This is a genomic window from Skermanella pratensis (assembly GCF_008843145.1).
GTDB lineage: Bacteria > Pseudomonadota > Alphaproteobacteria > Azospirillales > Azospirillaceae > Skermanella > Skermanella pratensis.
The window spans coordinates 1,485,561-1,511,003 of the sequence record NZ_CP030265.1; the positions used below are offsets into that span (position 1 = coordinate 1,485,561).

General features: G+C 67.6%; 27 protein-coding genes. 21 read left to right on the forward strand and 6 right to left on the reverse strand.

The window, feature by feature from the left end; genetic code table 11:
• The first annotated feature begins 128 nt into the window (after positions 1-128).
• Positions 129-281 carry a hypothetical protein gene (locus tag DPR14_RS27230; protein WP_192499326.1) on the forward strand — a complete coding sequence of 51 codons (153 nt, stop codon included), beginning with the start codon at positions 129-131 and terminating at the stop codon, positions 279-281.
• A gap of 75 nt (positions 282-356) precedes the next feature.
• On the opposite strand, the gene DPR14_RS27235 is transcribed toward DPR14_RS27230, so the two are convergent.
• Complete coding sequence (locus DPR14_RS27235; protein WP_192499327.1) at positions 357-533, reverse strand: hypothetical protein; 177 nt, start codon at positions 531-533, stop codon at positions 357-359.
• Between the two features lie 355 nt (positions 534-888).
• Here DPR14_RS27235 and DPR14_RS06745 point away from each other — a divergent pair, with 355 nt between their 5' ends.
• Entirely contained in the window at positions 889-1,395 is a 507-nt protein-coding gene (locus DPR14_RS06745) for a hypothetical protein (RefSeq protein WP_158044461.1), read from the forward strand.
• 23 nt (positions 1,396-1,418) lie between these two features.
• On the opposite strand, the gene DPR14_RS06750 is transcribed toward DPR14_RS06745, so the two are convergent.
• Together DPR14_RS06750 and DPR14_RS06755 are read right to left on the reverse strand one after the other, a co-directional pair.
• Positions 1,419-2,321 carry a DnaJ C-terminal domain-containing protein gene (locus DPR14_RS06750; protein WP_158048020.1) on the reverse strand — a complete coding sequence of 301 codons (903 nt, stop codon included), beginning with the start codon at positions 2,319-2,321 and terminating at the stop codon, positions 1,419-1,421.
• Positions 2,322-2,439: 118 nt separating this feature from the next.
• Positions 2,440-2,913: an RT0821/Lpp0805 family surface protein gene (locus tag DPR14_RS06755; RefSeq protein WP_158044462.1), complete on the reverse strand. Its 474-nt coding sequence runs from the start codon at positions 2,911-2,913 to the stop codon at positions 2,440-2,442.
• A 125-nt stretch (positions 2,914-3,038) separates the two neighbouring features.
• Here DPR14_RS06755 and pdxH point away from each other — a divergent pair, with 125 nt between their 5' ends.
• The 11 genes from pdxH to DPR14_RS06810 all read left to right on the forward strand — a co-directional run bounded on the left by pdxH (position 3,039) and on the right by DPR14_RS06810 (position 12,318).
• Positions 3,039-3,659: a pyridoxamine 5'-phosphate oxidase gene (gene pdxH / locus DPR14_RS06760; protein ID WP_158044463.1), complete on the forward strand. Its 621-nt coding sequence runs from the start codon at positions 3,039-3,041 to the stop codon at positions 3,657-3,659.
• 45 nt (positions 3,660-3,704) lie between these two features.
• Complete coding sequence (locus DPR14_RS06765; RefSeq protein WP_158044464.1) at positions 3,705-4,661, forward strand: cation diffusion facilitator family transporter; 957 nt, start codon at positions 3,705-3,707, stop codon at positions 4,659-4,661.
• 100 nt (positions 4,662-4,761) lie between these two features.
• Positions 4,762-5,124: a hypothetical protein gene (locus DPR14_RS06770; RefSeq protein WP_158044465.1), complete on the forward strand. Its 363-nt coding sequence runs from the start codon at positions 4,762-4,764 to the stop codon at positions 5,122-5,124.
• A gap of 295 nt (positions 5,125-5,419) precedes the next feature.
• On the forward strand, positions 5,420-6,889 hold the full coding sequence (locus DPR14_RS06775; protein ID WP_158044466.1) for a hypothetical protein: 1,470 nt from the start codon (positions 5,420-5,422) through the stop codon (positions 6,887-6,889).
• A gap of 101 nt (positions 6,890-6,990) precedes the next feature.
• Positions 6,991-8,373: a methyl-accepting chemotaxis protein gene (locus DPR14_RS06780; protein WP_246148942.1), complete on the forward strand. Its 1,383-nt coding sequence runs from the start codon at positions 6,991-6,993 to the stop codon at positions 8,371-8,373.
• A gap of 218 nt (positions 8,374-8,591) precedes the next feature.
• Positions 8,592-9,242, forward strand: a complete 651-nt coding sequence (locus tag DPR14_RS06785) for an XRE family transcriptional regulator (protein ID WP_158044468.1) — start codon at positions 8,592-8,594, stop codon at positions 9,240-9,242.
• A gap of 168 nt (positions 9,243-9,410) precedes the next feature.
• Positions 9,411-10,319 (forward strand): YqaJ viral recombinase family protein, encoded by a 909-nt coding sequence (locus tag DPR14_RS06790; protein ID WP_158044469.1) that lies wholly within the window; start codon positions 9,411-9,413, stop codon positions 10,317-10,319.
• Positions 10,320-10,383: 64 nt separating this feature from the next.
• Positions 10,384-11,109 (forward strand): hypothetical protein, encoded by a 726-nt coding sequence (locus tag DPR14_RS06795; protein ID WP_246148945.1) that lies wholly within the window; start codon positions 10,384-10,386, stop codon positions 11,107-11,109.
• A 32-nt stretch (positions 11,110-11,141) separates the two neighbouring features.
• Positions 11,142-11,543 (forward strand): single-stranded DNA-binding protein, encoded by a 402-nt coding sequence (gene ssb / locus DPR14_RS06800; protein WP_158044470.1) that lies wholly within the window; start codon positions 11,142-11,144, stop codon positions 11,541-11,543.
• 99 nt (positions 11,544-11,642) lie between these two features.
• Entirely contained in the window at positions 11,643-11,981 is a 339-nt protein-coding gene (locus tag DPR14_RS28080; RefSeq protein ID WP_246148947.1) for a hypothetical protein, read from the forward strand.
• A gap of 19 nt (positions 11,982-12,000) precedes the next feature.
• Positions 12,001-12,318: a hypothetical protein gene (locus DPR14_RS06810; RefSeq protein ID WP_158044471.1), complete on the forward strand. Its 318-nt coding sequence runs from the start codon at positions 12,001-12,003 to the stop codon at positions 12,316-12,318.
• Here DPR14_RS06810 and DPR14_RS06815 read toward each other — a convergent pair.
• Positions 12,297-12,617 carry a hypothetical protein gene (locus DPR14_RS06815; RefSeq protein ID WP_158044472.1) on the reverse strand — a complete coding sequence of 107 codons (321 nt, stop codon included), beginning with the start codon at positions 12,615-12,617 and terminating at the stop codon, positions 12,297-12,299. The genes DPR14_RS06810 and DPR14_RS06815 overlap by 22 nt on opposite strands.
• Before the next feature lie 242 nt (positions 12,618-12,859).
• Here DPR14_RS06815 and DPR14_RS06820 point away from each other — a divergent pair, with 242 nt between their 5' ends.
• From DPR14_RS06820 to DPR14_RS06830, 3 genes are read left to right on the forward strand one after another with little or no spacing between them, the layout of a single operon-like run.
• A complete protein-coding gene (locus DPR14_RS06820; protein WP_158044473.1) occupies positions 12,860-13,207 on the forward strand; it encodes a hypothetical protein in 348 nt (115 codons plus the stop codon).
• A 36-nt stretch (positions 13,208-13,243) separates the two neighbouring features.
• Positions 13,244-15,472, forward strand: a complete 2,229-nt coding sequence (gene recD2 / locus DPR14_RS06825; RefSeq protein ID WP_158048022.1) for an SF1B family DNA helicase RecD2 — start codon at positions 13,244-13,246, stop codon at positions 15,470-15,472.
• Positions 15,473-15,519: 47 nt separating this feature from the next.
• The gene (locus DPR14_RS06830; RefSeq protein WP_192499328.1) at positions 15,520-16,569 is read left to right on the forward strand and encodes a HEAT repeat domain-containing protein; all 1,050 of its coding nucleotides are present in this window, start codon (positions 15,520-15,522) and stop codon (positions 16,567-16,569) included.
• 316 nt (positions 16,570-16,885) lie between these two features.
• On the opposite strand, the gene DPR14_RS06835 is transcribed toward DPR14_RS06830, so the two are convergent.
• Positions 16,886-17,722, reverse strand: a complete 837-nt coding sequence (locus DPR14_RS06835) for a cell wall hydrolase (protein WP_158044475.1) — start codon at positions 17,720-17,722, stop codon at positions 16,886-16,888.
• A 724-nt stretch (positions 17,723-18,446) separates the two neighbouring features.
• Between DPR14_RS06835 and DPR14_RS06840 the strand changes: the two genes are divergently transcribed.
• The 3 genes from DPR14_RS06840 (at position 18,447) to DPR14_RS06850 (ending at position 22,218) form a co-directional block, all read left to right on the forward strand.
• A complete protein-coding gene (locus DPR14_RS06840; protein ID WP_158044476.1) occupies positions 18,447-19,127 on the forward strand; it encodes a LuxR C-terminal-related transcriptional regulator in 681 nt (226 codons plus the stop codon).
• A 252-nt stretch (positions 19,128-19,379) separates the two neighbouring features.
• Positions 19,380-21,821, forward strand: coding sequence for a mechanosensitive ion channel domain-containing protein (locus DPR14_RS06845; RefSeq protein ID WP_192499329.1), 2,442 nt, complete (start codon positions 19,380-19,382; stop codon positions 21,819-21,821).
• A gap of 106 nt (positions 21,822-21,927) precedes the next feature.
• A complete protein-coding gene (locus DPR14_RS06850; RefSeq protein ID WP_158044478.1) occupies positions 21,928-22,218 on the forward strand; it encodes a hypothetical protein in 291 nt (96 codons plus the stop codon).
• A gap of 18 nt (positions 22,219-22,236) precedes the next feature.
• Here DPR14_RS06850 and DPR14_RS06855 read toward each other — a convergent pair whose 3' ends face one another.
• Positions 22,237-23,289, reverse strand: a complete 1,053-nt coding sequence (locus DPR14_RS06855; RefSeq protein ID WP_158044479.1) for a tartrate dehydrogenase — start codon at positions 23,287-23,289, stop codon at positions 22,237-22,239.
• 149 nt (positions 23,290-23,438) lie between these two features.
• Between DPR14_RS06855 and DPR14_RS06860 the strand changes: the two genes are divergently transcribed.
• Both DPR14_RS06860 and DPR14_RS06865 read left to right on the forward strand, forming a co-directional pair.
• Positions 23,439-24,461, forward strand: coding sequence for an NUDIX hydrolase (locus DPR14_RS06860; protein WP_158044480.1), 1,023 nt, complete (start codon positions 23,439-23,441; stop codon positions 24,459-24,461).
• Between the two features lie 129 nt (positions 24,462-24,590).
• Positions 24,591-25,355, forward strand: coding sequence for a hypothetical protein (locus tag DPR14_RS06865; protein WP_158044481.1), 765 nt, complete (start codon positions 24,591-24,593; stop codon positions 25,353-25,355).
• The last annotated feature ends 88 nt before the right edge of the window (positions 25,356-25,443 follow it).

Genomic DNA, 25,443 nt, shown 5'->3' on the forward strand with positions numbered 1-25,443 from the left:
TAATGACAAAGATTTAATAATCGCCCCTGCTGAACGTCATGAAATAGTCACCATTTCCAAACCGAGTCAGGGAACTATCCCTAATGGATGACTCTACTACTATCGAAACGCAATTGGACAAGTATAAAATGTGGAAATCACTGTCTCTTGCCCTGGCGACCGCCGCGCTCGTGGCGTTCCATACGCCGATGGCGGCGCTCGCGTTCTTCGGCGTGATCGTGGCCGTCTTCATCGCCAACGTCTTCGCGTCCACGTCCAATTCCGGCCAGCGCGAGGTCTGAGCGGGAGAGGGACGGGCGGGCGGGGACGGTTGCGTCCCGAACCCCGCCTCTCCGATGGTTCCCGCTCCGCCGGCGCTATTCCGCCGGGTGGTGAGACAGCGCGCCCGGCTTTCCGGCCGAAGCCCGCCGGACCTGCTGCGGCATCCCGGCGCGCAGCACGATCGACGTGCCGAACATGATCAGCCCGACCGTGAAGATCAGGAGCGATGCCAACGCCGCGAAGGCCGAGCGGGTCTGATCCAGCCACAGCATCAGTCCGGCCGCCGCGAAGCAGGCGAACCCCCCAGCCCGATCAGGTCCGCCGCCGGGCCGATATTGAAGGGAGTGTTCTTCAACCGTTGCTTGATGTCCTGTGCCCAGGTGCTTGCCGTTGCGTAAATCATGATCTCTGCCCGACCTGTTCCTCGATTTGATTTGATTTGCTGTTGACCAGAGTAAGCGCGTTTCGCCGCGCCAGCGTCAAGTCTGTCGGCCGGTATAGCCTCCCTGGAAAATGCGGCGGGAACGAGACGCCGAAACGTCTCGTGTTTAACCGCTTATTGACTAAGCAGGCTTAAAATTGTCTCCAGCGGGCGGATGCGCCGCCACACGGGTATTGGAGAACAAGGTGTCTGGCAGTTTCGAAATCCGCCCTCGCGGGGTTGATCTGGATAGTGGAACTTCCGGGACTCGGCGCCCGGCGGAGTACCAGCGCGGCGGCGACGACGCCCTGTTCGACGAATTCAACAATACCCTGGCTCGCCTCGAGGGCGCCGGGCGGGATCGGCCCGGCAACAGCGGGCTGATCACCCAGATCGAGACCCTTGCCGCCGTGGTAGAGCGCCAGGCGCAGGAGCTTCGCGTCGCTCGCTCCGCCGCGTCCAAGCTCGAGGCCGAGAACGAGCGCATGCGCCAGATGCTGCGGGCGCTGCTCGCCGCGATCGACGCCGGCGAGACCCGGATCTTCAGCACCGTGGAGCGCGCCGAGCGTCGCCTGCGGGAATTGATCGACACCGGCACCGCCTTGCCCGACCCCTCGCTCAGCCAGCAGGCGCCGCGCTCACGCGCCCCGCGCCCGGTCCGCGAACAGGAGCCGGGCATGCCCGGCAGGCCGTCGATCCGGGTGATCGAGTAGTCTCTCGATCGCCCGGCCCGGGGTCAGCCCAGGCCGAGCTTCTTGCGGACGTCGTAGCTGCGGTCCTTCGACCAGCGCTCCAGGAAACCGGTCAACTCGGCGTCCGGCGGTTCGGGCAGGACGACCTTCAGCTTCACGTACTGGTCGCCGGCCACCCCGGTCTTCGGATCGACGATCCCCTTGCCCTTCAGCCGCAGCGTCCCGCCGGTGTTGGAACCGCGCGGAACCTTGACGGCGACCTGTCCGTCCAAGGTCGGCACCTTGATGGTTGCGCCCAGCACGGCCTCGGGCAGGCTGATGGGCAGTTCCAGATGAATGTCGCCGTCCTTGCGCACGAAGAACGGGTGCGTCTCGACATGGACCTCGACGATCGCGTCTCCGGCCGGGCCGCCGCCGATCCCGCTCATCCCCTGGCCCTTCAGGCGCAGCTTCTGCTGGTCTTCGGTTCCCGGCGGGATCGCCACGTCGATGCTCTTGCCGGTCGACAGGTTGATCCGGCGCTTGGTGCCCAGGGCCGCTTCCGTGAAGGGGACGGTGACCGAATAGGCGATGTCCGTGCCGCGCGACTTGAAGCCGCCATGGCCAGCGCCGCCCCGCCGGCGTCCGGCGCCGAACAGGTCCGAGAAGATGTCGTCGGCGTCGAACCCGCCGAAGTCGGCACCGCCGCGTCCGCCGCCGGCATAGGCGCGGTGCAGCGGGCGCTCGTTGCCGTTGGCATCGATCTCGCCGCGGTCGAACTTGGCGCGCTTCTCCGCGTCCGACAGCAGGTTGTAAGCGCCGGAAACATCCTTGAAGCGCTGTTCGATGTCGGGCCTGCCGGGGTTGAGATCGGGATGGAACTGCTTGGCGAGGCGCCGGTAAGCCTGCTTGATCTCTTCGGCGGAGGCCGACTTGGTCAATCCCAGAACCTGATAAGGGTCGCGCATGACGGCCACGAGGTAGCGTATCCTGTCAAAATGGTCGGCACTACGGCGGGCGCCCGCCGGCCGGTACGGCAGCGGGCGCCTGGTCAGAGCCTGGGACCGGAGGGCGGATCGGTGGAATTCAGCTCACGATCTTCCAGGTGCCGTCCGGTTGCTGGCAAGCCTGACCAAAGGCCTGTTGGGTTCTGCCCCCGACAGTAACCGTTTGCTGGTATTCTCGGCAATAGGCGTTGGTGCCGGGCTGGCGGCCCTCTCGGGTCGGCACGATGACGCCGGAGTTGCCGCTCTTGGGATTGCTCCAGACGATCTCTTCCCCGATCGGGGCTTCGTAAGCCTGCTGAACCGCCCGCCCGGCGTAAACCTGGTCGGCCCGGTCGAGGGACGAGCCGATCTCGCTGCCGAGGAAGGCGCCCAGCAGGGTGCCGGCGCCGACCGCGACCAGCTTGCCCGAGCCGCCTCCGATGGTCGAGCCGAGCAGGCCGCCGGCCGCGGCGCCGCCCAGCGTCCCGATGCCCTGCTTGGGACCCAGTCCGTTCGTCGTGCAGCCCGAAACCAGTGCGAGCGCGATCAGCGCGGGAGCCACTCTCTTCAGCATTTTCCTGCGAAGCCTCGTTGAAGTGTACCAGTGCGCCGGCACGAAGCGGCGGCAAGCTGGCACTCGGTATCCATGAGAATGATGTATATTGTGTTGTCGCCCGAAAAATATGACCGGCATCACACATGATCGAATTTAAGGCTAATGATCCCTACGGGCTGTTCCGGACCTGGATGGCCGAGGCCGAGAAGTCCGAGCCCGAGGACCCCAACGCCATGGCGCTGGCGACCGCCGATGCCTCCGGCGTTCCGTCGGTCCGCATGGTCCTGCTCAAGGGACTGGACCCGCGCGGGTTCGTCTTCTACACCAACCTGGAGAGCCGGAAGGGCGTCCAGCTCGCGGCCAATCCCAACGCCGCCCTCTGCTTCCACTGGAAGTCCCTGAGGCGTTCGGTCCGGGTTGAGGGGCCGGTCGAGCAAGTCTCCGACGCGGAGGCTGACGAATATTACCACAGCCGCCCCCGGGGCAGTCAGATCGGCGCCTGGGCGTCCCGGCAGTCACGCCCGCTCGAAGGCCGGTGGGAGCTGGAAAAGCGGGTGGCCGAGTTCACCGCGCGGCACGCCGTCGGCACGATCCCGCGTCCGGAATTCTGGTCCGGGTTCCGCGTGGTGCCCAAGCGCATCGAGTTCTGGGCGGACCGCCCGTTCCGCCTCCACGACCGGGTGGTCTTCCACCAGGTGCAAGGGGGTTCCGACGGTGCGGCGGATGCGGCACCGGGGTGGACAACGGAACGCCTGTTTCCCTAAAGGTGTTGCCGTCAGCATTTGGAAGGCGGCGGACAGGGAGCCAGGATGGCGGAGACCATCGACGACGATCCGGAGCGGGATGACGACGGCAGCCTGCGCCGGGCCGCGACCTATGCCAGCGTCGGCGTGGCGCTGACGCTGATCGCGGCGAAGCTGGCGGCCTATCTCTACACCGGGTCGGTCAGCATCCTGTCCTCGCTTATCGACAGCTCTTCCGACCTGCTGGCCTCCATCGTCACGCTGCTGGGGGTCAGGGTCGCCCTGCGACCGCCCGACCGGTCCCACCGTTACGGGCACGGCAAGGCGGAGCCGCTGGCGGCCCTGGCCCAGGCAGCCTTCGTCACCGGTTCCGCCGTCTTCCTCACCTACGAGGCGATCAACCGGCTGATCAACCCGGTCCCGCTCCAGGAAAGCTCCGCCGGCATCGCCGTGATGGTCTTCTCGATCGTGCTGACCGTCGGGCTGGTGGCGTTCCAGCGCCGGGTGATCCGGCGGACCGGCTCAATGGCGATCGGGGCGGACAGTCTCCATTACAGCGGCGACCTGTTCATGAACCTGGCGGTCATCGCGGCCCTGGTCCTGACCGACATGACCGGCATCCCGATCCTGGACCCGATCTTCGCGCTGGGCATCGCCGCCTTCCTGGTCGTCGGGGCGCTCCACATCGCCAGGGGGTCGCTGGACACGCTGATGGACCGCGAGCTTCCCCACGGCGACCGCAAGCGCATCCGCGAGATCGTCATGGCCCACCCGGCGACGCGCGGCATGCACGACCTGCGCACCCGCAACGCCGGCATCAGGCTGTTCATCGAACTCCATCTCGAACTGGACAGCGAGCTGACGCTGGCCCAGGCGCACGACATCACCGACGAGGTGGAGCGCCGGTTGACCGAAGCCTTCCCCCAGGCCGAGGTGATCGTCCACCAGGAGCCCTTCGGCCTGTCCGACGACCGTCTCGACACCCGCATCGCCGAGGCCGGGCGGCTGCGCCGCGGGCTGTGAAGCGGCTGCGCCGCGGGCTGTGAAGCGGCCGGCTTCGGCGATTTTTAATCAAACCCCCCTCAAGATCGCGTTGGTTCGGGCCGGGGAGGGGGAGAACGCGGTGCTGAAACGACTGGCCGTCTTCGTGCTGCCGATCCTGGCGCTCGCCGCCTGTTTCGACGAGATCCCGTCGAACGACACCATCGCGAAGCTCCTCGAAACCTCGGCCAACCAGGAACTGGTCGCCGTCAAGGCGGCGGGAGTGCGGCCGCCCCCCGGGCAGGTGGTGCCCGACGCCGTCCGCATCATGAATCTCAGGACGATCGGCGGCGTCACCGACAGCAGGGGCGTGCATGTCGCCTCCATCCAATTCGACCTGATGGTCGAGTTGAACGGCGCCCGCATGCTGAGCCAGCGCGGTGCCAAGGCGCGCCTCAAGCTCGCCCGAGAGGGCTCCGGCTGGCGGATCGTCGAGAAGCAGTAGCCGAGGTCCCTGGCTGCGGCTCACTGTCACGTCCCGCGCCTGCCAAGCCGTTTCGTCCAATCCCTTCGGTTTATCGACCTATACTGAAGAGTAACGCTGAGAAGCGCCATCATGCAGATGTACTCAAATTTGAATACATCCGCATACCTTCCAAAAAAGATATGAAAAGCCCTCCAGTGTTACTGGATTTCTACACCGTTTCTCGCATGGCTCCGATTGGATATAGGTAGTGCTGCTCAACCTGGACTTATTTTGTCCAGCGGATACTTCGATCGGGACGTCTTTCGGGGTCTGGATGTCGCTTCTTTCCTCCCTTGCCCATATCCGCCTGCCGCGGCTTCCCGGATTTCACCGGTCCCGGCGGGCGCAGGCGGCGCACCCCGACGGCCGCGACGACGCTCCGGAAACCTGCTCCGCCGACCCGATCGGCCGGGGCGAAGGCTTCCGCGACATGGGGGAGTTCGGCGGCGACGTGCTGGAGGCGCTGATCGCCGAGGCCGGCGGCGGTGGTGGTGTCGGCGGGGACCTGGAGTTCGACAGCGACGTCCGCCGGCAGGGAACCGGCGCCGAGGCCAGCCGGAGTGACTGGGGTCCCGACTACGGTGCCGCCGGTTCGGCCGTTGCCGCGCTGGACGTCAGGACGCTCGCCACCCGCATGGCGATGGCGCTCGGCGGCGATCCGGGCGTCGGCGACGGGTTCTTCGATGCGGACAGCGCCGACGGCTGGTCCGATCTCCTTCAGGGGGATGCCGGCCCGGCCGGCGGGATGCGGTTCGGCGGCGGGGGCGCGGGCGTCGGGGCCGTGGAGGATGGTGCCGAACCGGTCCCGGCCCGCCGGGGCGCGTTGCCGACGTTGCGCGGGCGCGGGTGCCTGCCCGACTTGGGCGACGCGCTGGCAGCCGACCCGGGGTTGCGCGACCGCGCCGCCGCCTTCTCGACCGCCGGGGCCGCGGGGACCGACACCGGCCTGCTCACCGCGCTGGAAGACCGGGTCACCGGCGTGCTCTACGGCTGGGCCGGCCTGGAGGCCTCTCCCGGCCACGGTTCCGACGGCAGGGAGGCGGCCTTCCTGGAAAAGTACTTCGGCGCCGACGCGGCCGGCGGGATCACCGAGGCGCTGTCGCCCGACGCGATCTCGGAAGTTTTCGACCAGGTCCGCGACGCCGCGATCCTCAAGCTGACCGGGCAGGGCTGCCTGTCCGGCCTGTTCCGCAACCTGGCCTACGATCCGAAAGCCGACCGGCTGATCGGCAGCGCCGTCATCGACCATGACGGCTTGGCGGCCTTCGGCGGCAGCGCCGCGAACCTGGGTCCCGACGGAGAGGCAGGCGCCTGGCAGACCCTGGCGGCCCTGACCCGCGGATTCGAGGCGGCCCTGGGAGAGGCGGACGCGCTGCCGTCCCTGCTGACCGCGGTGCGCGACCGCGGGGCCGACCTCGCCGGCCGCGTCGGCCAGGGGCTCCGGACGCTCGGCATCGACGTCGACAGCGTCAAGCTGAAGCTCCCCGGCGGAGACGAGGAGACCGATGCCGCCGAGTTGCAATCCCACGAAGTCGCGCCCGGCCGGCAGGACGCGGAGGAAACCACCGAGACCCTGGACTGGGGTCGCCACGATGCCCGCCAGGACTGGTCCGGTGCCGGTGCCGACCACTCCGGCGAGCGGCACGATGCCGGTGCCTTCACGACTCACCACGCCATGCCCGACATGTTCGCCTTCACCGGCATGCCGATCTTCGACTGCTTCTTCCAGCCTCGGGTCGCCTGACCGATTAAGCCTCGTTTAATAAAATGCGCCGAAGATTTCCAAGCGGATACATTCCGGCCTGAAACGATCAAAAAATACGGGCGCGCCGGCTGATGGATACCATGATGAACGAAAAGTCCCTCCTGATCGGCGCGGTGGCGCAGGAAGCGGGAACGCTCGGCATCGAGATCGCGGATATCGCCGGCAGCGTGGAGGACATCAGCTCGCGCATGACCAAGAAGGCCGCGGTCTTCGTGGATCTGCGCGACGCCGCGGCCGGCATGTCGGAAAGCAGCGCCCGCATCCAGTCCGCGGCCAAGGCCACCCGCTCGGTCGCCCGGGACGCCCTTTCCGAGGTCGAGGGATCGCGCGCCCGGCTGCGGGAATCCCTGGAAGACATCGGCGCGCTGGTCGAGGGCGTCACAGGCATGGAGCGCCAGCTCGGCGGGCTGCGCGAGGCCCTGATCCGGATCGGCAAGGTGGCGCAGGAGATCAACGCGATCGCCAAGCAGACCAACCTGCTGGCGCTGAACGCGACGATCGAGGCCGCGCGCGCCGGAGAGGCCGGCCGGGGGTTCGCCGTGGTGGCCGGAGAGGTCAAGGCGCTCGCCTCCAAGACGGGCGAGGCCACCGCCGACATCGACGCCACCCTGCGCTTCCTCAACGAGCAGGCCCGCCTGCTGCTCGCCGAGAGCTCCGAGAGCATGGAGAAGGCGAAGGCCGTGGGAACGGGCACCAAGGCGTTCGGCTCCATGATCGACACCGTAGGCTCCGCGATGGTCCAGGTCGACCGCGAGACCACCCGGATCGACGACGCCGCCACGGGCATCCGCGAAAGCTCCCGCCGGGTCGAGGAACAGATCGCCGAAATGGCGGGCGACGTGGAGCTGTCGAGCGGCGACCTGAACGCGACCCGCGACCGGGTGATCCGCCTGCTGGGCGTGAGCGAGCGTCTGATCGGCATCACCGCCGAGCTGGACGTGGAGACGGTCGACACCCCCTTCATCCGTCACGCCCGGAATGCCGCGTCCCGCATTGCCGCGCTGTTCGAGGATGCGGTCCGGTCCAACCGGATGAACGCCGACGCCCTGTTCGACGAGGCCTACCAGCCGATCCCGGGGACCAACCCCCAGCAGGTCCGCACCCGCTTCACGGACTTCACCGATGCGGTCCTGCCCGCCATCCAGGAGGCGATGCTGACCGCCGATCCCCGCATCGTGTTCTGCGTCACGGTCGATCGCAACGGCTACCTGCCGACCCACAATGCCAAGTTCTCCAAGCCGCACGGCGCCGACGTCGCCTGGAACACCGCCAACGGCCGCAACCGGCGCATGTTCAACGACCGCGTCGGCCTCGCCGCCGGCCGCAATACGCGGCCCTTCCTGCTCCAGACCTACCGCCGCGACATGGGCGGCGGGCAGTACTGCCTGATGAAGGACGTCTCCGCCCCGATCACCGTGCTGGGCCGGCACTGGGGCGGCCTGCGCTTGGCCTACATGGTCTGAGGCGGCCGGCCCGCTGATTCGTCCGCGTCGGGCTCGCAAAGCACTGGAATTTAGGCTATATTTCCTTGCTCTCCGGTCCTTGGTCCTACAACCACGCCTAAGTCATGCGAAAATGCAGGAATATCCGCTGATCTCTTTCGGTTTCCAGCCCGATCCTTGCGAATTTGCATGATTGTCATCATCGTGCCGCGGATTTTAGCAGTCGGGGAATTTGGCCAATGCAGCAGATCAGGGAGTCGCTCCATCGCTGGCTTCGGTCCGTGATGGAGGAGCGGGACTGGACGGCAGCCACCTGGGCCAAGCGTGCCGACGTCACCGCGACCAACCTGACCCGCTTCCTCAAGGACCCCGAGGGCGCCAGCCTGCCCAGCGCGGAGACCATCGGTCGGCTCGCCTTCGCCGCCGGTTCGGAACCGCGCTTCCTGTCCAGCAACCAGCCCTCGACCTCGTCCTGCCGGGTCCCCGTGCTCAGCCACGAGCAGATCCGCTCTGTCATGGACCTGCCCCGCGCCGGGGCGGCGGAATACCTGGCCGATGCCCTGCGCCGCGGCTCCCCGTGCGTCCTGATGGACCGGCCGACCTCGCCCCGCGCCTTCGGGCTCCAGATCAACTCGCTGCACATGAACGCGGGCGGCCTGCTGCCCCAGGATCAGATCGTGATCGAGCCGGTCGACCATGTCCCTCCCCGGAAAGGCGACATGGTGATCACGATCGACGGCACCTCGCTGTGCGCCTACCGATACTACCATCCGCAACTCGTCCCGATCAGCACCGACCCCCATTGCTGCCCGATGGTCATCGACGGCGCCGAGATGGTCGGCGTCGCGATCCTGGTGGTGCGCCCGCTGAGGGTCGAGCTGATGAGCTGACCGGACCCCTCCGGCCCCTCCGAACCCCTCCCCCGGGACAGGCAAGATTCGTCCCCGTAGTTCTCATTTTGTTCTTTGTTAAATGCGAAATCGCAGTTAACATGGGCGGAGCTATGCCCATATAGGGATGACTCAAATGCGAAGCTGCAGCGGGTCAGGGAACGATAGATGGCTTTGTCCAAGGATCAGGTAGAATTCCGGGCCCGCCGCCTGGGCTCCAGCGACGCGGTCCGCGTGATGGCGGGCCACTGGATGGAGTTGTGGCGCGAGAAGACCGGCCGGGCCGCCTCGCCGCGGCTGGACTTCGTTCCCGTCGTCCAGATCGGCATCGCGACCGAGCCGCTGCACGCCCGCTTCTACACCTACCGCACCGGGATCGGAGCCTATCCTGCCGGCCACCGCACCCATGTGCATCCCGACCACGACCATATCGTCGCCAACCTAGACTTCCTGACCTGGGGCGCTCCGCCGGCCGATCCGACAGCCGCCCCGGACACCATCCTGGAAGCCAAGTTCCACTCCGGTTTCAAGACGGACGAGGATCTGGCGGAACAGTATTACTGGCAGATGCAGCACCAGATGATGGTGTCCGGCCTGGCCCGCTGCGTCCTCTCCGTTCTCCGCCCGACCGGCTATTCCTTCCTGACGGTCGAGCGGAACGAGGCCGACGCCGCCCTGCTGCTAGAGACGATCCAGGCCTTCTGGTGGCACGTCGAGAACGACCTGGAACCGGCCGATCCGCTACCGGTGGAAGCGCCTGAATTCGACGACATGGGCGTGCTCGACATGTCCATGCACAACCGGTTCGTCGCGGTGGGCGACGTCCTGGTCAGCAACCACGACGGCGTCCAGGCCTACCGCGCCGCCGAGGTCGAACTGAAGGCCATGATGCCCGAGCGGGCGAAGGTCGCCTACGTTCCGTCCGCCGCCGACGCCCGCGGTATCGTGATCAGCCGCTCGCGCGACGGCAGGCTGTCGATCCGCATCGGCGAGCTGCCGCGGAAATACCGGGCCCGGGCGCGGACATGGCTGCCGGACCACGCGCCCGACCTGATGCCCGACCTGATGAACGATTGAGCGTTGGAGAAACCGACCCATGCCACGAGCAAGGAGGCCGGCCGACGGGCCGGAAACGGAGACCATGACCGCCGATATGCCGCGTGACAACATCATGCGCGACAACCTCGAGTTCTGGAACGCGCTGAAGCGCACGGATCCCAAGGCGACCAAGCCGTTCCAGCGTGCCGGCGGCTTCCGCGGCACCCAGATCGATCCGGCCTGGCGGCTCCAGATGATGACAGAGGTGTTCGGCCCGGTCGGCAAAGGCTGGGGCTACGAGCAGCTTGAATGGACCATCGCCGAGCGCATGGTCTTCATCTGCTGCCGCGTCTGGTACGTCGACCCGGAGACGGGCGAGAAGCACTTCACCGGCCCCCAATGGGGCGGCACCGAGATGGTCCGGCGCAACCGCGACGGGACGGAGCGCCCGGACGACGAGTGCTTCAAGATGTCGATGACCGACGCCATCGGCAAATGCATGCTCCAGATCGGCTTGGCCGCCGACATCTATCTCGGCCAGTTCGACGACAGCAAGTACCGCGAGGAGTCCGAGACCATCTACGCCGTCAAGTCCAACCCCGACCTCCAGCCCGCCGGCATCGCCAAGCTCGAGGAGGAGATCCGGGACAAGCTGGCGGAGGTCGAGGACCTGGAAGCCCTGGACGACCTGTGGCGCAGCGGGATCAACGCCCGCATCCGCGAGATCGGGGCGGTCGACAAGGCGGCGCAGAACCGCATGATCACCTGCTTCTCGCAGAGGAAGAACGAAATCCTGAAACGAGAGGAGAGCGACCGCGAGGCGGCCTGAGGCAGCACTCCCGGTCCCCGAAGAGGCCAGCCATGTACCAACGTTTCATCGCCGTCGGCCGCCTGGGCCGCGATCCCGAGATCACCACGACGGCCGGCGGCGCCCGCATGGCGAGCTTCAGCCTGGCCACCAGCGAAACCGCCAAGGGCGAGGAGCGGGCGGAATGGCACCGCTGCGTCGTCTGGGACGAGAAGCTGGTCGACGTGATCGCCAGGCGTGCCCGCAGGGGAACCCTGGTGGCCCTTGAAGGTCAGGTCCGGACCCGCCGCTGGAACAGCAAGGAGGGTCGCGAGATCCATACGACCGAGGTCGTGCTGGACCGCTTCACCAGCCGCTTCCAGATCCTGTCCGGCGCCAAGCCGCAGGACGACGTGGTCGAAGCCAACCAGCCGGTCTTCGACAAGAGATTCGCCTTCGATGAGCTGCCCTTTTGATGGCTGCGATATCGCAATTTTCGGCGGCGACACCATCTCTAATAGGCTGCGTAAGCGCAGATCCCCGCTAGGGGAAGCCGCACCGGAGTATCCTCCGCCATGACGATGATAGCTTCTTCCAACAAGATCGAATCCACCCCCGGCGAGCTATTCCGCTCCCCCAGCGGCCTGCTGACCCGCACCGCCTGGGAAGACGAACTGGAAAGCACGTTCGACCAGATGCCGCGCTGGTACCGTTCCGCGGCGGAGCGGGACCGCCGGTTCGCCCGCTGGGTCCACGCCGAGGCAAAGGGCCTCGCCTGCCACCTCGACCGGATGCTGCGCCCGGACACCAAGCCCACGCTGGCGCGCCATCTCAGAGCGGTCTCCGAAGCCCTGTGGGCCGACGCTGAATGGGCGCGCCACCGGATCGACGGCAGCATGGACGAGGCGGCGTAAGATGCGAAGGAAGTCCGAAATGACCATCGAGCAATTGCAGAAGCGCCTGCGCGAGGCCCATGCCCGCATCGGCTTCGAGGGCCGCTTCGCCTTCACCATCGGCCAGCAGGACAGCCCGCAGGCCGGGGGCGGCTGCTACGTCACGCACTGGTTCCGCCCCACGCCCTTCGCCTTCGAGGACTGCAAGTCGGTCGGGGCCGGCACCGTGGCTGACTGCGTCGCGGCGCTGGACCGCTATGTCGCCGATTACTCCAGGACCATGACCAACGAGGAAGTCGGCATGACCCTGGGCATCATCCCGCCCCACGTGGAGCGTTACAAGGTCGCGGCGGAATGACCGCCGCCACCGTAGCGGTACCGGTCCGGCCGCGCCGGCTTCAACCCCTCATGGCGTGAGGCGTACTTTCCCACGTACCCTTTCATGCAGGCGCGGTGGAACCGTTGCGACTGGGTCTTCCAGTCGTCGCCGGGCCGGACCCAGCTGACATAGGTCGTGCCGGTCCTCCGGTCTGTCCGCAGGTAGCGGCCCACTCCCTTGCCGCCCGTCACCCACTGGCCCGGCTGCAGATGCAGGGCTCCGGCGGACAGCAGCAGGGAAACCTGCGGCGTCAGGTCGATGGTTGGCAGGTATCTCATCTCTTTGCCTCTCCTGGAAACGTCCACGGAACAGGCATGCCCAAGGCCGACGGCTCTGGCGGTGCGCCAAGGCGGTCGGAACGGAACGGCAGCTTTCGGGGACAGCGTATATGTGGTGTTTCTTGAACATCTTTCAAGAAACACTATCGGAACAAATCATGAACATGTAAACTGGAAAAACAGAATGCGGCTTCCTTCGACTGCCCATTCCAAGAAACCCTTTGAGAGTTTGGAATAGAGACATGGCAGTTTCAAAGAACCGAGCTTCGGAAACCGTGACCGCCCGCGTCGAGCACGCTCTGAACCTGACGCAGGGGCGCTTGAAGCTTTGGCTGGTCTTCGAGGACGACACCGCCGTTGCCGAGGCCCGCTCCCTGATCCAGCTCAAGAAAGCCCGCAATCTGCTGGCGCTTTCCCGCTCCGACCTGGAGCACCGCCACGAGAAGGCGGTCCGCCAAATCCTGGAGCGCTACGCCGGCCACACGCCCCGCCCGATGGAAACGGAACCGGCCGAAACGGCGGAGGAACCGAAACCAGCCCCCCGACGACGCGCCGCCTCCCGCCAGAACGCGGAAGCGGTTTCAGGTTAGGACCGGCCGGGTTAGACTGGAGAACCAGCGGTGGCAATGACAGCGGTCCAGCACAGGGTGGAAACCCAGACCCGGCCGGCATCGCCCGCGCCGGACCGGGAGGTTCTCGCCGGTCTAGTCGAGCGGGTGACCTTCCACAATGCGGAGAATGGCTTCTGCGTTCTCCGCATCAAGGCGCGCGGCCATCGCGACCTGATCACCGTCGTCGGCCATGCCGCCTCGATCTCGGCGGGCGAGTTCGTCCAGGCCAGCGGCGCCTGGCACAACGACCGCACCCACGGCCTCCAGTTCAAGGCCGGGTTCCTGCGCACGACCATGCCGACCACCGCGGAAGGGATCGAGAAGTATCTCGGCTCCGGCATGATCCGCGGCATCGGCCCGGTCTATGCGAAGAAGCTGGTCCGGGCGTTCGGGGCCGACGTGTTCGACGTGATCGAGCAGCAGGCCGACCGCCTGCGCGAGGTGGCCGGGATCGGGCCGGTCCGGGCCAGGCGGATCATCGCCGGCTGGGCCGACCAGAAGGTGATCCGCGAGATCATGCTGTTCCTTCACTCGCACGGGGTCGGCACCTCGCGCTCGGTCCGCATCTTCAAGACCTACGGGCCGGATGCGATCCAGCTCATCTCCGAGAATCCCTACCGCCTCGCCCGCGACATCAGAGGCATCGGCTTCATCACCGCCGACGCCATCGCCGCCCGGCTCGGCATCGAGAAGACCGCCATGGTCCGCGCCCGCGCCGGCATCGCCTACGCCCTGGCCGAGGCCATGGACGAGGGGCATTGCGGCATGCCGCGCGACGATCTGCTGAAGCTCGCCGAAAAGCTCCTGGAAATCCCGTCCTCCCTGATCGAGGAAGCCATCGACCTCGAACTGGCCGACGGTACCGTCGCGGCCGACCGGCTCGACGGGCGCGATGCCGTGTTCCTGTCCGGCCTCTACCGGTCCGAACGCAATATCGCCGCCCGCCTGCTGGGCCTCGCCGTGGGGCGCCCACCCTGGGGCGCCATCGATGCCGCCACGGCGATCCCCTGGGTCGAGCAGCGCACCGGCCTGACCCTGGCCGAGAGCCAGCGCGCCGCCGTCCGCCTCGCGGTGTCGTCCAAGCTTCTGGTGGTCACCGGCGGCCCCGGCGTCGGCAAGACCACGCTGGTCAATTCGATCCTCAAGATCCTGTCGGTCAAGGGCCTCGCCATAGCGCTCGCGGCACCGACCGGCCGGGCGGCCAAGCGCCTGTCGGAAAGCACCGGGATGGAGGCCAAGACCATCCACCGCCTGCTGGAGACCGACCCCGCCGCCGGCGGCTTCAAGCGTACCGAGATGCGGCCGCTGGACTGCGACCTGCTGGTGGTGGACGAGACCTCCATGGTCGACGTGCCGCTGATGAACGCCCTGCTGCGCGCCGTGCCCGATGGGGCCGCCGTCCTGCTGGTCGGCGACGTGGACCAGCTTCCCTCCGTCGGGCCCGGACAGGTGCTGGCCGACGTGATCAACTCGGGCGCGGTTCCGGTGGTCCGGCTGACCGAGGTGTTCCGCCAGGCCGCCGAAAGCCGGATCATCGTCAACGCCCATCGGGTCAACCAGGGCCTGATGCCGGAGCCTCATGCCGGCGAGGGCCTGACCGACTTCTATTTCGTGGATGCCGCCGACCCCGAGGACGGGGTGCGCAAGCTGATCCACATGGTCAAGGACCGCATCCCCCGCCGCTTCGGCTTCGACCCCGTGCGCGACATCCAGGTGCTGTGCCCGATGAACCGGGGCGGGCTGGGCGCCCGGTCGCTCAACATCGAGCTTCAGAAGGTGCTCAATCCCCCGCGCGACCCCCGCGTCGAACGGTTCGGCTGGACCTTCTGCGAGGGCGACAAGGTGATGCAGATCGAGAACGACTACGACAAGGAGGTTTATAACGGCGATCTCGGCGTGGTCTCCCGTATCGATCCGGACGACAATTCCCTGCTGATCGAATTCGACGGCCGCGAGATCGCCTACGACGCCGGCGAGCTTGATCAGGTAGTGCTGGCCTACGCCACCACGATCCACAAGTCCCAGGGCTCCGAATACCCGGCCGTGATCCTGCCGGTCACCACCCAGCACTACGCCATGCTCCAGCGCAATCTCGTCTATACCGGCATCACGCGCGGCAAGCGCCTCGTGGTGATCGTCGGCCAGCGCAAGGCCATGGCGATCGCCGTCAAGGGCCAGCAGACCCGCCGCCGCTGGTCGAAGCTGGGCGATTGGCTGGGCGGCGGGGCGGGGGACGCGCCATAGGGCGTCATTGACAATGCGGCCCGGGACTGCTTCCTATCGCGGAGGCTGTGAAACGAATCTCCAAACCCAGGGCCGGCCGGTTGAAGAAGCGCGTCGATACCGGCCAGGGCGACCTTTTCGCGCAAGGGCAGGGGACTCCGGTTTCCGCCGATCCGCCGCCCGTCCCGGCGGCGGAAACGCCACCCGCTCGTCCTATAGGTGATTGGCCCACCGGCCATCTCCTCGACGCGCTGAACCTTCATCTCCACGCCGAACCGCCCGAGGATCCGTCCCTTGTCGCGACCCTCGAGGAGTTGGCGAAGCGCCGCGAACCCGAGGCCGTTCGCCATCTGATCACGACCTGCCGCCGGTTCGCCGCCTTCGACCAGCAGCAGCCGGCCCCGGAGGTCGTGGCCGCCCTGAATGCCCTGGCCCATATCGGCCCGCCCTCGGCCGCCGTCCCGCTGATCGACCTGATCAGCCGCGGCCTGTTCGGGCCGGCTTCGACCGCCGCGGCGCTCGACTGCTTCGGCACGCTCCGCTGCCGTCCCGCCGCCGATCTGATCCGGCCGAATCTGCTCCACCCGGACCCCCGCGTGCGCCAGTCCGCCTGCGGCCTCGCCGCCGCCCTGGACCGCCGTGACGACGCGTCGGCCGTGACGCCCTTGCTGAACGACCCCGACCGGGGCGTCGCGAAGGCGGCCCGGCTGGCGCTCGGCGAACTCGGCCACGCCCCGGCGCGCGAACCGCTGGAGGAACTGCTGGATCGCGCCACGCCGATCGACATCCCGCGCGTCGCCCGCGCCCTGGTCGCCGTCGCCGACGGCGACACGCCGGTCAAGCTGGCCCGCGCCGCCGACCGCTGCGACGAGGAGGGCCGTTGCGCGATCGTCGCGGCCCTGGGCGCCATGGAGCAGCCCGGCGCCGTCACGCAGCTTATCCGCCTGTCCCGCGACACCCGCCCCGCGGTCCGCCTCGCCGTGATCGAGGCGCTGGCGAACCACGAGGACAAGCGCATCCCCGCCGTCCTCGGAACGCTGGCGCACGACACCGACACGGCCGTCCGGGACGCAGCCGAAGCGGCATTGCGATCCATCGACGCATCGCCGGATTGGTAAAACACAAAAGGCGGTTGATGGTTTTCAGGTAAAACTGTTCAAAAAGACCGCCGGGTCACCAGGACCCGGCGAGTCGAACAGGGAGGCTTCACGTCATGAGGACGTTGCGTCAAGACTGATCCCGGCCACCGGCTGGGACTACAGTGACTGCCGAGACGGGGCACTCACATTTACAGCATAAACCCTGTTTATCGATGGGCAAGAATACTTTGGATCAGTGCCCGAACGCACATGATCTTTACCCGGCTGTGCCGAAGGTTTCATGATCCGGCAGGGCGAGAGACACCGGTCCACGAGCTTCCGTAGGCGCTCCCCGTCAGGGGGCCCGGACGCGGCGGGCGCCCGACCGGATGCGGCGGTCCGCGGCGGTGCCGGCGACATGGCTCCAACTCCAGGGCTGGGGCTTGGGATGACGGTTGCCCTGCCGGTGCGGCGTCCGGGCATCGGTCCGCTCCGAGTCGAGCACCAGCGCCGCCTCGACCCTGATCGCGGGCAGCGGGTACGGCGTGCCGCAACGGCCATCGGAAGTGCCGGTCTCAATCGCCCGGAAGGCTTCCGCGGCCACCGCGACGCCCTCCGAGTCGCCGCTTTTTCGATCCTCCCCGGCCGCCACCAGGACCAGGCGGGGCGCGTTCCGGCGCGGCCCCGCCACCGCCGATGCCGCCTTGACGGCCCGCCGGTCGGAAAAGAACACGTGACCGTCGATCCGGTGACTGACCGCCATCGACGCGGTCCAGACCGGCATGCGGCGCAGGCGCTTGGGTGCGACATAATGTGTCGCCCCACGGCTGTGGTCGGGTGCCAAGCCGACCAGCGACAGCACCGCGATCTCCGCCGCGCGCTGCCATGCGGTCCGGTCGCCGATCACGGTCGGCCGCGACATCGGGCGGGAGATGGTCCAGGAAAACTGCTTGCTCTGGTAGACCACGCCGCAGATCCCGTCAGGCCAGCGCTTCTCCCGCACCCGGTTCAGGGTCACGGCGGCCACCGCGTACTGGCCGCGCGAGCTTTCGCCGCGGGCTTCGAAATAGATGTTCCGGGCCAGGCACAGGGCGTCGTTCCGGTCGATCTCCGCCGCCTGGGGGTGCCACGAGGCGATCGCCGAGATCATCTGGATCACGGTGAGCAGGGGGGTCCACTCGGGTATCGGCATCGCCTCGCCTCCGGCTGGGTTGTCCGTCGGGACGACGTGCGGCCCGTCGCGCGTTCCTGGGCAACCGGGTCGTCAACCGTGTCCAGAACAACCGTGCGTGTGGCCTTGTTCCCCCATCACAAGGGGTGCGGCAATTCGCGAGTCGGGAAGCGGAACTGCCCGAAACGGCGGATTCCTTTGATACGCAGGACAGTTCAAGCTATCATAAATTTTCCATAAGTCACAGCGTGTCACAACTTCCACACCCTGGAGGTCACGATGAAAACCGACAAAAATCGCAACCGGGATGGGCTGTCGCCAGTCTATTTAATGGCTGGTACGGTTACCGCGATTTTGGTGTTCATGCTGCTGTCGGTTGGCATGGACTGAATCGGAGTCTTCCGAAGTCCCGCCGTACCCATCCGGGAGGCAGCCGTTCGAGACGACCGCATGCCGTGGCTGCCAAGCCTTTCGGCAGCCCCGCTGCTGCCTTGGTGTTAGTTCCGGCCCAAGCCATAGGCTCGGAGGAGTAGGCACTGCGGAACGGTTCTATCCGATAAATCGGTTAAAAAGCCGTTAAACAAATGTTGACCGCAACAAAGGCTGCAAGCATTATGCGCTCAAGAGAGGTAGGGACCCCTCGGAGTGAGCGGATCTGAATGCCTCCAACGGCCGTCTTCGGAACTATCTTGTGGCAGACGGCAAGCCGACGACAAACCAATGCGCTGAATAGAGGGAATTCGAGATGACCGAACACGACACCATTCTGATCGAACCGAATCGTTTGTTCCGCGAGGGCATCAAGCACCTCCTGGCAGGTAGCCCCTTTCGTCTCGTGAGCGAGTACGCCTCGATCGAACAGGCCGTGGCCGGTGACGCCCCCGCGGCAAAGCTGGTGATCGTCGACTACCCCGTCGATGCCGACGAGACCCTGTCCGACCTGCGCGCCGGTTTCCCCGATACGCGCATCGTCGTCCTGGCGTCCGAGCTGTCCGCCGACCGCCTCAAGGCCGCCATGGGCGCCGGTGCCGACGGCTACCTCCTGAAGGACGTGTCGCCGGAGGCCCTGATCCAGTCGCTCCAGCTCGTCCTGATCGGCGAGAAGGTTTTCCCGACCAACCTTGCCAGCCTGCTGCTGAACCAGATGGCCCCCGCGGCCCCGCAGGGCTCCTGGCGCGGCCTGTCCGGCCGCGAGCGCGAAATCCTCCAGCACCTGGTGATGGGCGCCAGCAACAAGCTGATCGCCAACAAGCTCGGCATCACGGAAGCGACCGTCAAGGTCCACCTGAAGACGCTGCTGCGCAAGATCGACGTCAACAACCGCACCCAGGCCGCGATCTGGGCGATGAACAACGGCATCACGCCCGACCAGTCGATGTCCGCCGACGTTCCCGCCACGCGCCGGCTGCAGGCCGTTCCGGCCTGACCGGCCACACCCTCGGTTCGGTTCCGGTCGTCTCGCTCCCCGGCCGGCCCGGCCCCGATCGCCTCGGGTCCGGCCGGTCCGGGATCGTCTTCTTCTCGTCACCATAAAATCCCTCTCGTTCTCCGGGAGGCATGCTAGATCTGCGCATCCGGCCTGGCCGGTTTTTCCGCCATAGGTTTATTGGTCCAGATGCGCCAATCGCTTCCCGCGTGGTTCGGCCATCCGCAGCATCTTCTGCGGACGGCCTTGGTCATGCTCTTTTTGTGCCTGTCGCCGCTCGCCGCGACGGCGCAGGCCCCGACCCCCGAATTCAGGACGGCCCTGGCCGGCTGGCAGGCTTCGCTCGACAAGGCGGCGGCACGGCTGGCGCGCGGCAACCTCGACGAGGCCGAATATCAGACCTTGCGCACGGAGCTGGCGTCGCTGTTCAACGCGGCGCGGGGGGCGGCGTCGGCCGCCGCCGCCGAACAGGGCGTCAACCGGCAGCTCGCCGACGCCCTCGGCGCTCCGCCGGCCGAAGGGGCTCCGCCCGAAGCGCCGGCCGTCGCCGCCGATCGCCAGCGGCTCTCCAAGATCATCGCCGAACTGGATGGGCGCGCCCGCCAGGCCGAACTGATCGCCACGCGCGCCGACATCCTGATGAGGACCGCCACAGACAAACGGATGCAGCAGTTCACCGACGCGCTGTTCCGGCGAGGTCCCCTGCCCCTGGAGCGGGGGACCTGGAACAGCCTGCCGGTGCAGGCCGACTATCTGCGCGACCGCGTGGTCCAGGCGGTCGCCGTGACCGCCGCCGATCCGGCCTGGCGCGACCGGGGCTTCGAACTGGCGGCCGCCTTCCTGGTGGCGCTCGGGATCGCCTGGCCGCTTCGGCGCTGGCTGCTCCGGCGCTTCGGGCACCGGCCCGTCGCGACCCATCCCGGCTACCGGCAAAGGGTCGTCGCGATGGCCGTGGAAGCGGTCGGGCGCTGCCTGCTGACGGTTCTGCCGACAGTCGCGGTCGCCCTGGCATTGAACCACATCATCGAGGGCGACGTCCGTACCTTGCCGTTGCAGGCCCTGGTCGGCGCCGCGGCCGGCGGGCTGGCGTTCTTCCTGTTCTTTTCCGGACTGGCCCGGGCGATCCTGGCGCCGGACCACTCCGTCTGGCAGCTGACCGGGCTGGAGCCCGCCTCGGCCAGGGCGCTAGTCCACCGCATCACCCTGTTCGCCGGCGGCCTCGCCGTGGCCGGCGGCGCGGTCGTGCTCCAGAGCCGCATGCTGTCCCCGCCGGAACTCCAGGCGGTCACTGGTATCGCCGCCATGCTGCTGGCGACGGCGGCGCTGGCGTTCCTGCTGCCCGGCCGCCTGTGGCGGACCGTGCCGGCGGTGCAGGAACCGGCCCAGCAGCCTCCGGCCGACGCGGCGGCGGAAGCGCCGGCGCCCGCCGGGGGCTCCTGGGTGCATCTGCGCTTCCTGGGCGGTGCCGTCGCCCTGGCGGCTCTCGGCGCCTCGGCGGCGGGCTACCATAACCTGTCCGTCTATGTCGGCATGCTGTCGCTCGCCGCAGTGGCGGTCGGCGGGTTGCTCCTGCTGGTCCGCGGCGTGGCGCGCGAACTGCTGACCATCGTGATGGAGCGCGAGCAGGGGCCGGTCGCCGAGCTGCGCCGGCTCCTGGTCCGGTCCGAACGGGGCGTCCAGGCGGCGGACTGGTGCGGCAGGGTCGCCATCGACTTCGCCCTGATCACGCTGGCGGCGGCCATCCTGCTGCCGCTCAGCGGCATCGACTGGTCGGAACTGCGCAGCCTCTTCGATACCTTCATGAGGGGCGTGACGATCGGCGGCGTCCGGCTGGCGCCGGCCGACATCATCGCCGCCATCCTGCTGTTCAGCGTAGCGGTCATGGTCACCCGCTACGTCCAGCGGACCCTGGACGTCCGGGTGCTCCAGCGGCTCCAGATCGACCGGGGCGTCCAGAACTCGATCAAGACCGGCATCGGCTATTTCGGCTTCATGGTGGCCCTGCTGGTCGCGATCGGGGCGCTCGGGCTCGACCTGTCCAACCTGGCGCTGATCGCGGGCGCGCTCTCGGTCGGCATCGGCTTCGGCCTGCAGAACGTCGTCAGCAACTTCGTTTCCGGCCTGATCCTGCTGGTCGAGCGGCCGATCAAGGTCGGCGACTGGGTCGTGGTCGGCGACAAGGAAGGCGTGGTCAAGCGCATCAGCGTGCGCGCGACGGAGATCCAGACCTTCCAGCGCGCGTCGGTGATCATCCCGAACTCCGAGCTGGTGTCGTCGGCGGTGATCAACTGGACCTTCAAGGACAAGTTCGGCCGGATCGACATCAAGGTCGGGGTCGAGTACGGGTCGGATCTCAAGCTGGTCCGGGAAACCCTGCTGGCCTGCGCCAACGCCCATCCCCGGGTGGCACGGATGCCCGGTCCCATGGTGGTGTTCCGCGATTTCGGCCAGAGCTCCCTGGATTTCGAGCTGCGCTGCTTCATCCCGGACGTGGACTTCTTCCTGTCCACCGCCAGCGACCTGCGGTTCGCCATAGCGGAGGCGTTCGAACGCAACGGCATCGCGATCCCGTTCAACCAGCAGGTCATGCATATTCCGCAGCTCGACGGGTTGCGCGACCTGATCGAGCGCCGGGGCGGCCCGGCGGCACCGTCCGCGACGCCTCCCGCGCCGCGGCTGGAGACCATTACGTAGAATTCATCCGACGGAAAGGATGGCGCAGGGGCGATTGCCCCAGTTTGGCCATATGGGAGTCACCATATATCTTCTGAGAACCGCCAAGAAAGAGGATCCGCCCGACATGTACGCTTCCGAGCACTTCTTCCGCCAAGCCCCGGGACGATCGGCCGTTCCCGGCTGGTTCAAGGGCCTGATGGTGCCGTTGCTCATTCTCGTGGCGTTGCCGCTGATCCTCCTGGTCATGGCCCTCGTCCTGTCGCTGGCGGCGGTGCGCGCGCTGCTGCGGCTCGTCCTGCCCAGGCAGGCCAGCAGGCCCGCGGCCCGGCGCGCCGGTCCCGGGCCGGCGGGCCAGCCGGAGATCCTGACCGACGTGGATTACGTCGTGCTCGACGACACGGCGCCGCGCCGCTGATCTCCGGCGGTATTTCCCTCAGAGCGCGTCCGCGACCGCCTGGCCCAGTCCGGCGGTCGTGGCCTTGCCGCCCATGTCGGGCGTCAGCAGTTCCGGCTGGACCAGGACCTTCTCGATCGCCCTGACGATCGACTGGCCGGCATCGGCGTGGCCCAGATGGTCCAGCATCATGGCGCCCGACCAGATCTGCCCGATCGGGTTGGCGATACCCTTGCCCGCGATGTCGGGGGCGGAGCCGTGGACCGGCTCGAACATCGACGGGAAGTCCCGTTCCGGGTTGATGTTGGCCGACGGCGCGATGCCGATGGTGCCGGTGACCGCCGGTCCCAGGTCGGACAGGATGTCGCCGAACAGGTTGCTGCCGACCACCACGTCGAACCGCGACGGGTTGCGGACGAAATGGGCGGTCAGGATGTCGATGTGGTACTGGTCGGTGCGGATGTCGGGATAGGCTTCGCCCATCGCCTTGAAGCGCTCGTCCCAGAACGGCATGGTGTGGATGATGCCATTGGACTTGGTCGCGGAGGTCAGGTGCTTCTCCGGCCGGGAGCGGGCCAGCTCGAAGGCGTAGCGCAGCACGCGGTCGGTTCCGCGCCGGGTGAAGACGTTCTCCTGGACCGCCATCTCGGCGTCGGTGCCGGCATAGAGGCGCCCGCCGATCTCGGAATATTCGCCCTCGTTGTTCTCCCGGACGATCCAGAAATCGATCTCCGGACGGCCGGCGAGCGGGCAGGGGACTCCGTCGAACAGCCGCACCGGGCGCAAATTGACATATTGCTGGAAGTTGCGCCGGATCGGGATCAGCAGTTCCCAAAGCGAAACATGGTCCGGCACGGTCGGCCAGCCGACGGCGCCCAGGTAGATCGCGTCATGGTTCCTGATCCGCTCCAGCCCGTCGGCCGGCATCATGCCGCCGGCGCTGTGGTAGCGGTCGCAGCTCCAGTCCAGATGGTCCCAGACGAACTCGATTCCGAACCGGGCGGCCACCGCGTCGAGCACCCGGATGCCTTCCGGCATCACCTCCTTGCCGATACCGTCGCCGGGTATCACGGCAATCCTGTATTTCGCCATATCGCTTGTTCCTTTGTTCTTCTGGCGATGCATATGAACCCCTCGCAACCGATCCGGTAAAGCTGGAATTCCCTTCGGCGCTTGTAAATCCATCGCTGCACTGCCACACACGGAGCTTGGGTCGTGACGAAATTCAGGATTTCCCAGGAATGAATGCCACCGTGGTCGGGCTGACGGCCGTCGTGGTCGCCGTGACCGGCGAGACGCCGCGCGTCCTGGTGGTGCGGCCGCCGTCACCCGCGGCGGCGGAAGGCGTGCCGGCGCCCCATCGCGACGCGCTGCCGTTCGGCCCGTTCGAGCCCGAACATCACCGCACGCTGGAAAGCGGCCTGCGCAGCCGGGTCGAACGGCAGACCGGGCTGCCGCTCCGCTATGTCGAGCAGCTCTACACCTTCGGCGACCGCTTCCGCGACCATGGCGAGCTGGCCGGCGGCCCGCGCGTGGTGTCGGTCGGCTACCTGGCCCTGGTCCGGGAGGCGCCGCTGTCCGGCGCCGGCGAGGCGGAGTGGCGCGACTGGTACGAGTTCCTCCCTTGGGAGGACTGGCGCGGCGGCCGCCCGCCGCTGGTCGATCGGGTCATCCGCCCGGCGCTTCGGCGCTGGATCGATGCGGTTGCCGGCGACGCCGAGTCCGGCCGCCGGGCCGAACGGGTCGGGCTGAGCTTCGGCCCGGAGGAGGAGGACGCGGGCTGGGACTTCGAGCGGGCTTTGGAACGCTACGAGCTCCTCTACGAGGCGGGACTGCTGGTCGAAGCGCAGCGCGACCGCGACGCGATCCGCTCCGCCGGGCGGGACGACCCCGTCGCGGGGCGCGGCGCGGAGATACCGAGGGCGCTGGGCAAGCCGATGGCAGCCGACAGCCGGCGCATCCTGGCATCCGCCCTCGGCCGGCTGCGCGGCAAGCTGAAGTACCGGCCTCTGGTGTTCGAGCTGCTGCCGCCGACCTTCACCCTGTTCCGGCTCCAGCAGGTGGTCGAGGCGCTGTCCGGCGTGGGCCTGCACAAGCAGAACTTCCGCCGTCTGGTGATCGCGGGAGGCCTCGTCGAGCCTACGGGGCAGGTGGAGAGCCGCACCGGCGGGAGGCCTGCGGAACTGTTCCGCTTCCGCCGCGACGTCCTGCGCGAGCGCGCCTCGCCGGGCGTGGGGGTGCCCGCCGTCCGGGTGGCGGACTGACGGCGCCGCTGCGCCTCGCGCATGCCGGTGTGGCGCCTTGGCGCATGGTGCCGGCCCTCGGTTTCGGCTAACTTTTGTTGCGATGCAGCATCAACCGCCGTTGGCTTGATCGGAGCACGCAGGGCCACCATGCCACCGTCCCCCATCCTCCCCGACCTCGACCGTCCGTTCCCGTTCTACCGCGTCGTCATCGCCGGCGTCTTCCTCCTGGTGCTCCTGATCGTCGCCACGATCGGCTCCATGGCGCCTGCCGGCGAAACCCCGGACCACGGCCGCCTCGCCGGAGTGCTCGACCCCGACCTCCGGGGCAAGCTGGAACGGTACGCCGAAAGCATGTCGGCCCCGCGTCCGGTGCTGGAGGTGGAGACCGCGGACGGCCGCTACAAGACGGACAGCTGCGCCGGGTTCGTGGCCTTCTCCAGCCGTGACGGGCGTGGCAGGGCCCTGATGGAGCATCCGCTCGCCTCCGCCTACGAGGACTGCACCGTGATGCGGATCCTGCACAATGCCCGCCAGCCGGAGGAGCATGTGGCGCCGCTGGGGAGTCTCGGCCATGCCGTGTTCAGCCGACTGGACCCCGCGACCCTCCAGGAGATGGGGCCGGCCTGGGCCGGCAAGGCGGCGAGGCTGGCCGGTATCGCCGCCGACCGGACCGAGGTGGACGGCCGCCGGATCGAACTGGTCCGCGGTAAAAGTGCCTGGGCGATGGAAATCGTCGCATCGGTCGACATCGCCGGTCCGCCGGTGGAGGATCTCGTGGTCCGGATCAGCCGGGATGGCAAGACCGCCGGCTTCATGGTCCTGATGACCCGCAACGACGGCAGCCTTACCGCCCTGCCGCTGGATGTCTTCGTGGTGGGCGGCGGTCTTGCGATGGCCCAGGCCGTCCCCTGAGCCTGCGTTCCACATCGATCTGACACCGAGGCGACCGCTTCCGCGGTCGCCTCGGATTCTGGAGCCACTTATACTTATAATGAGCATT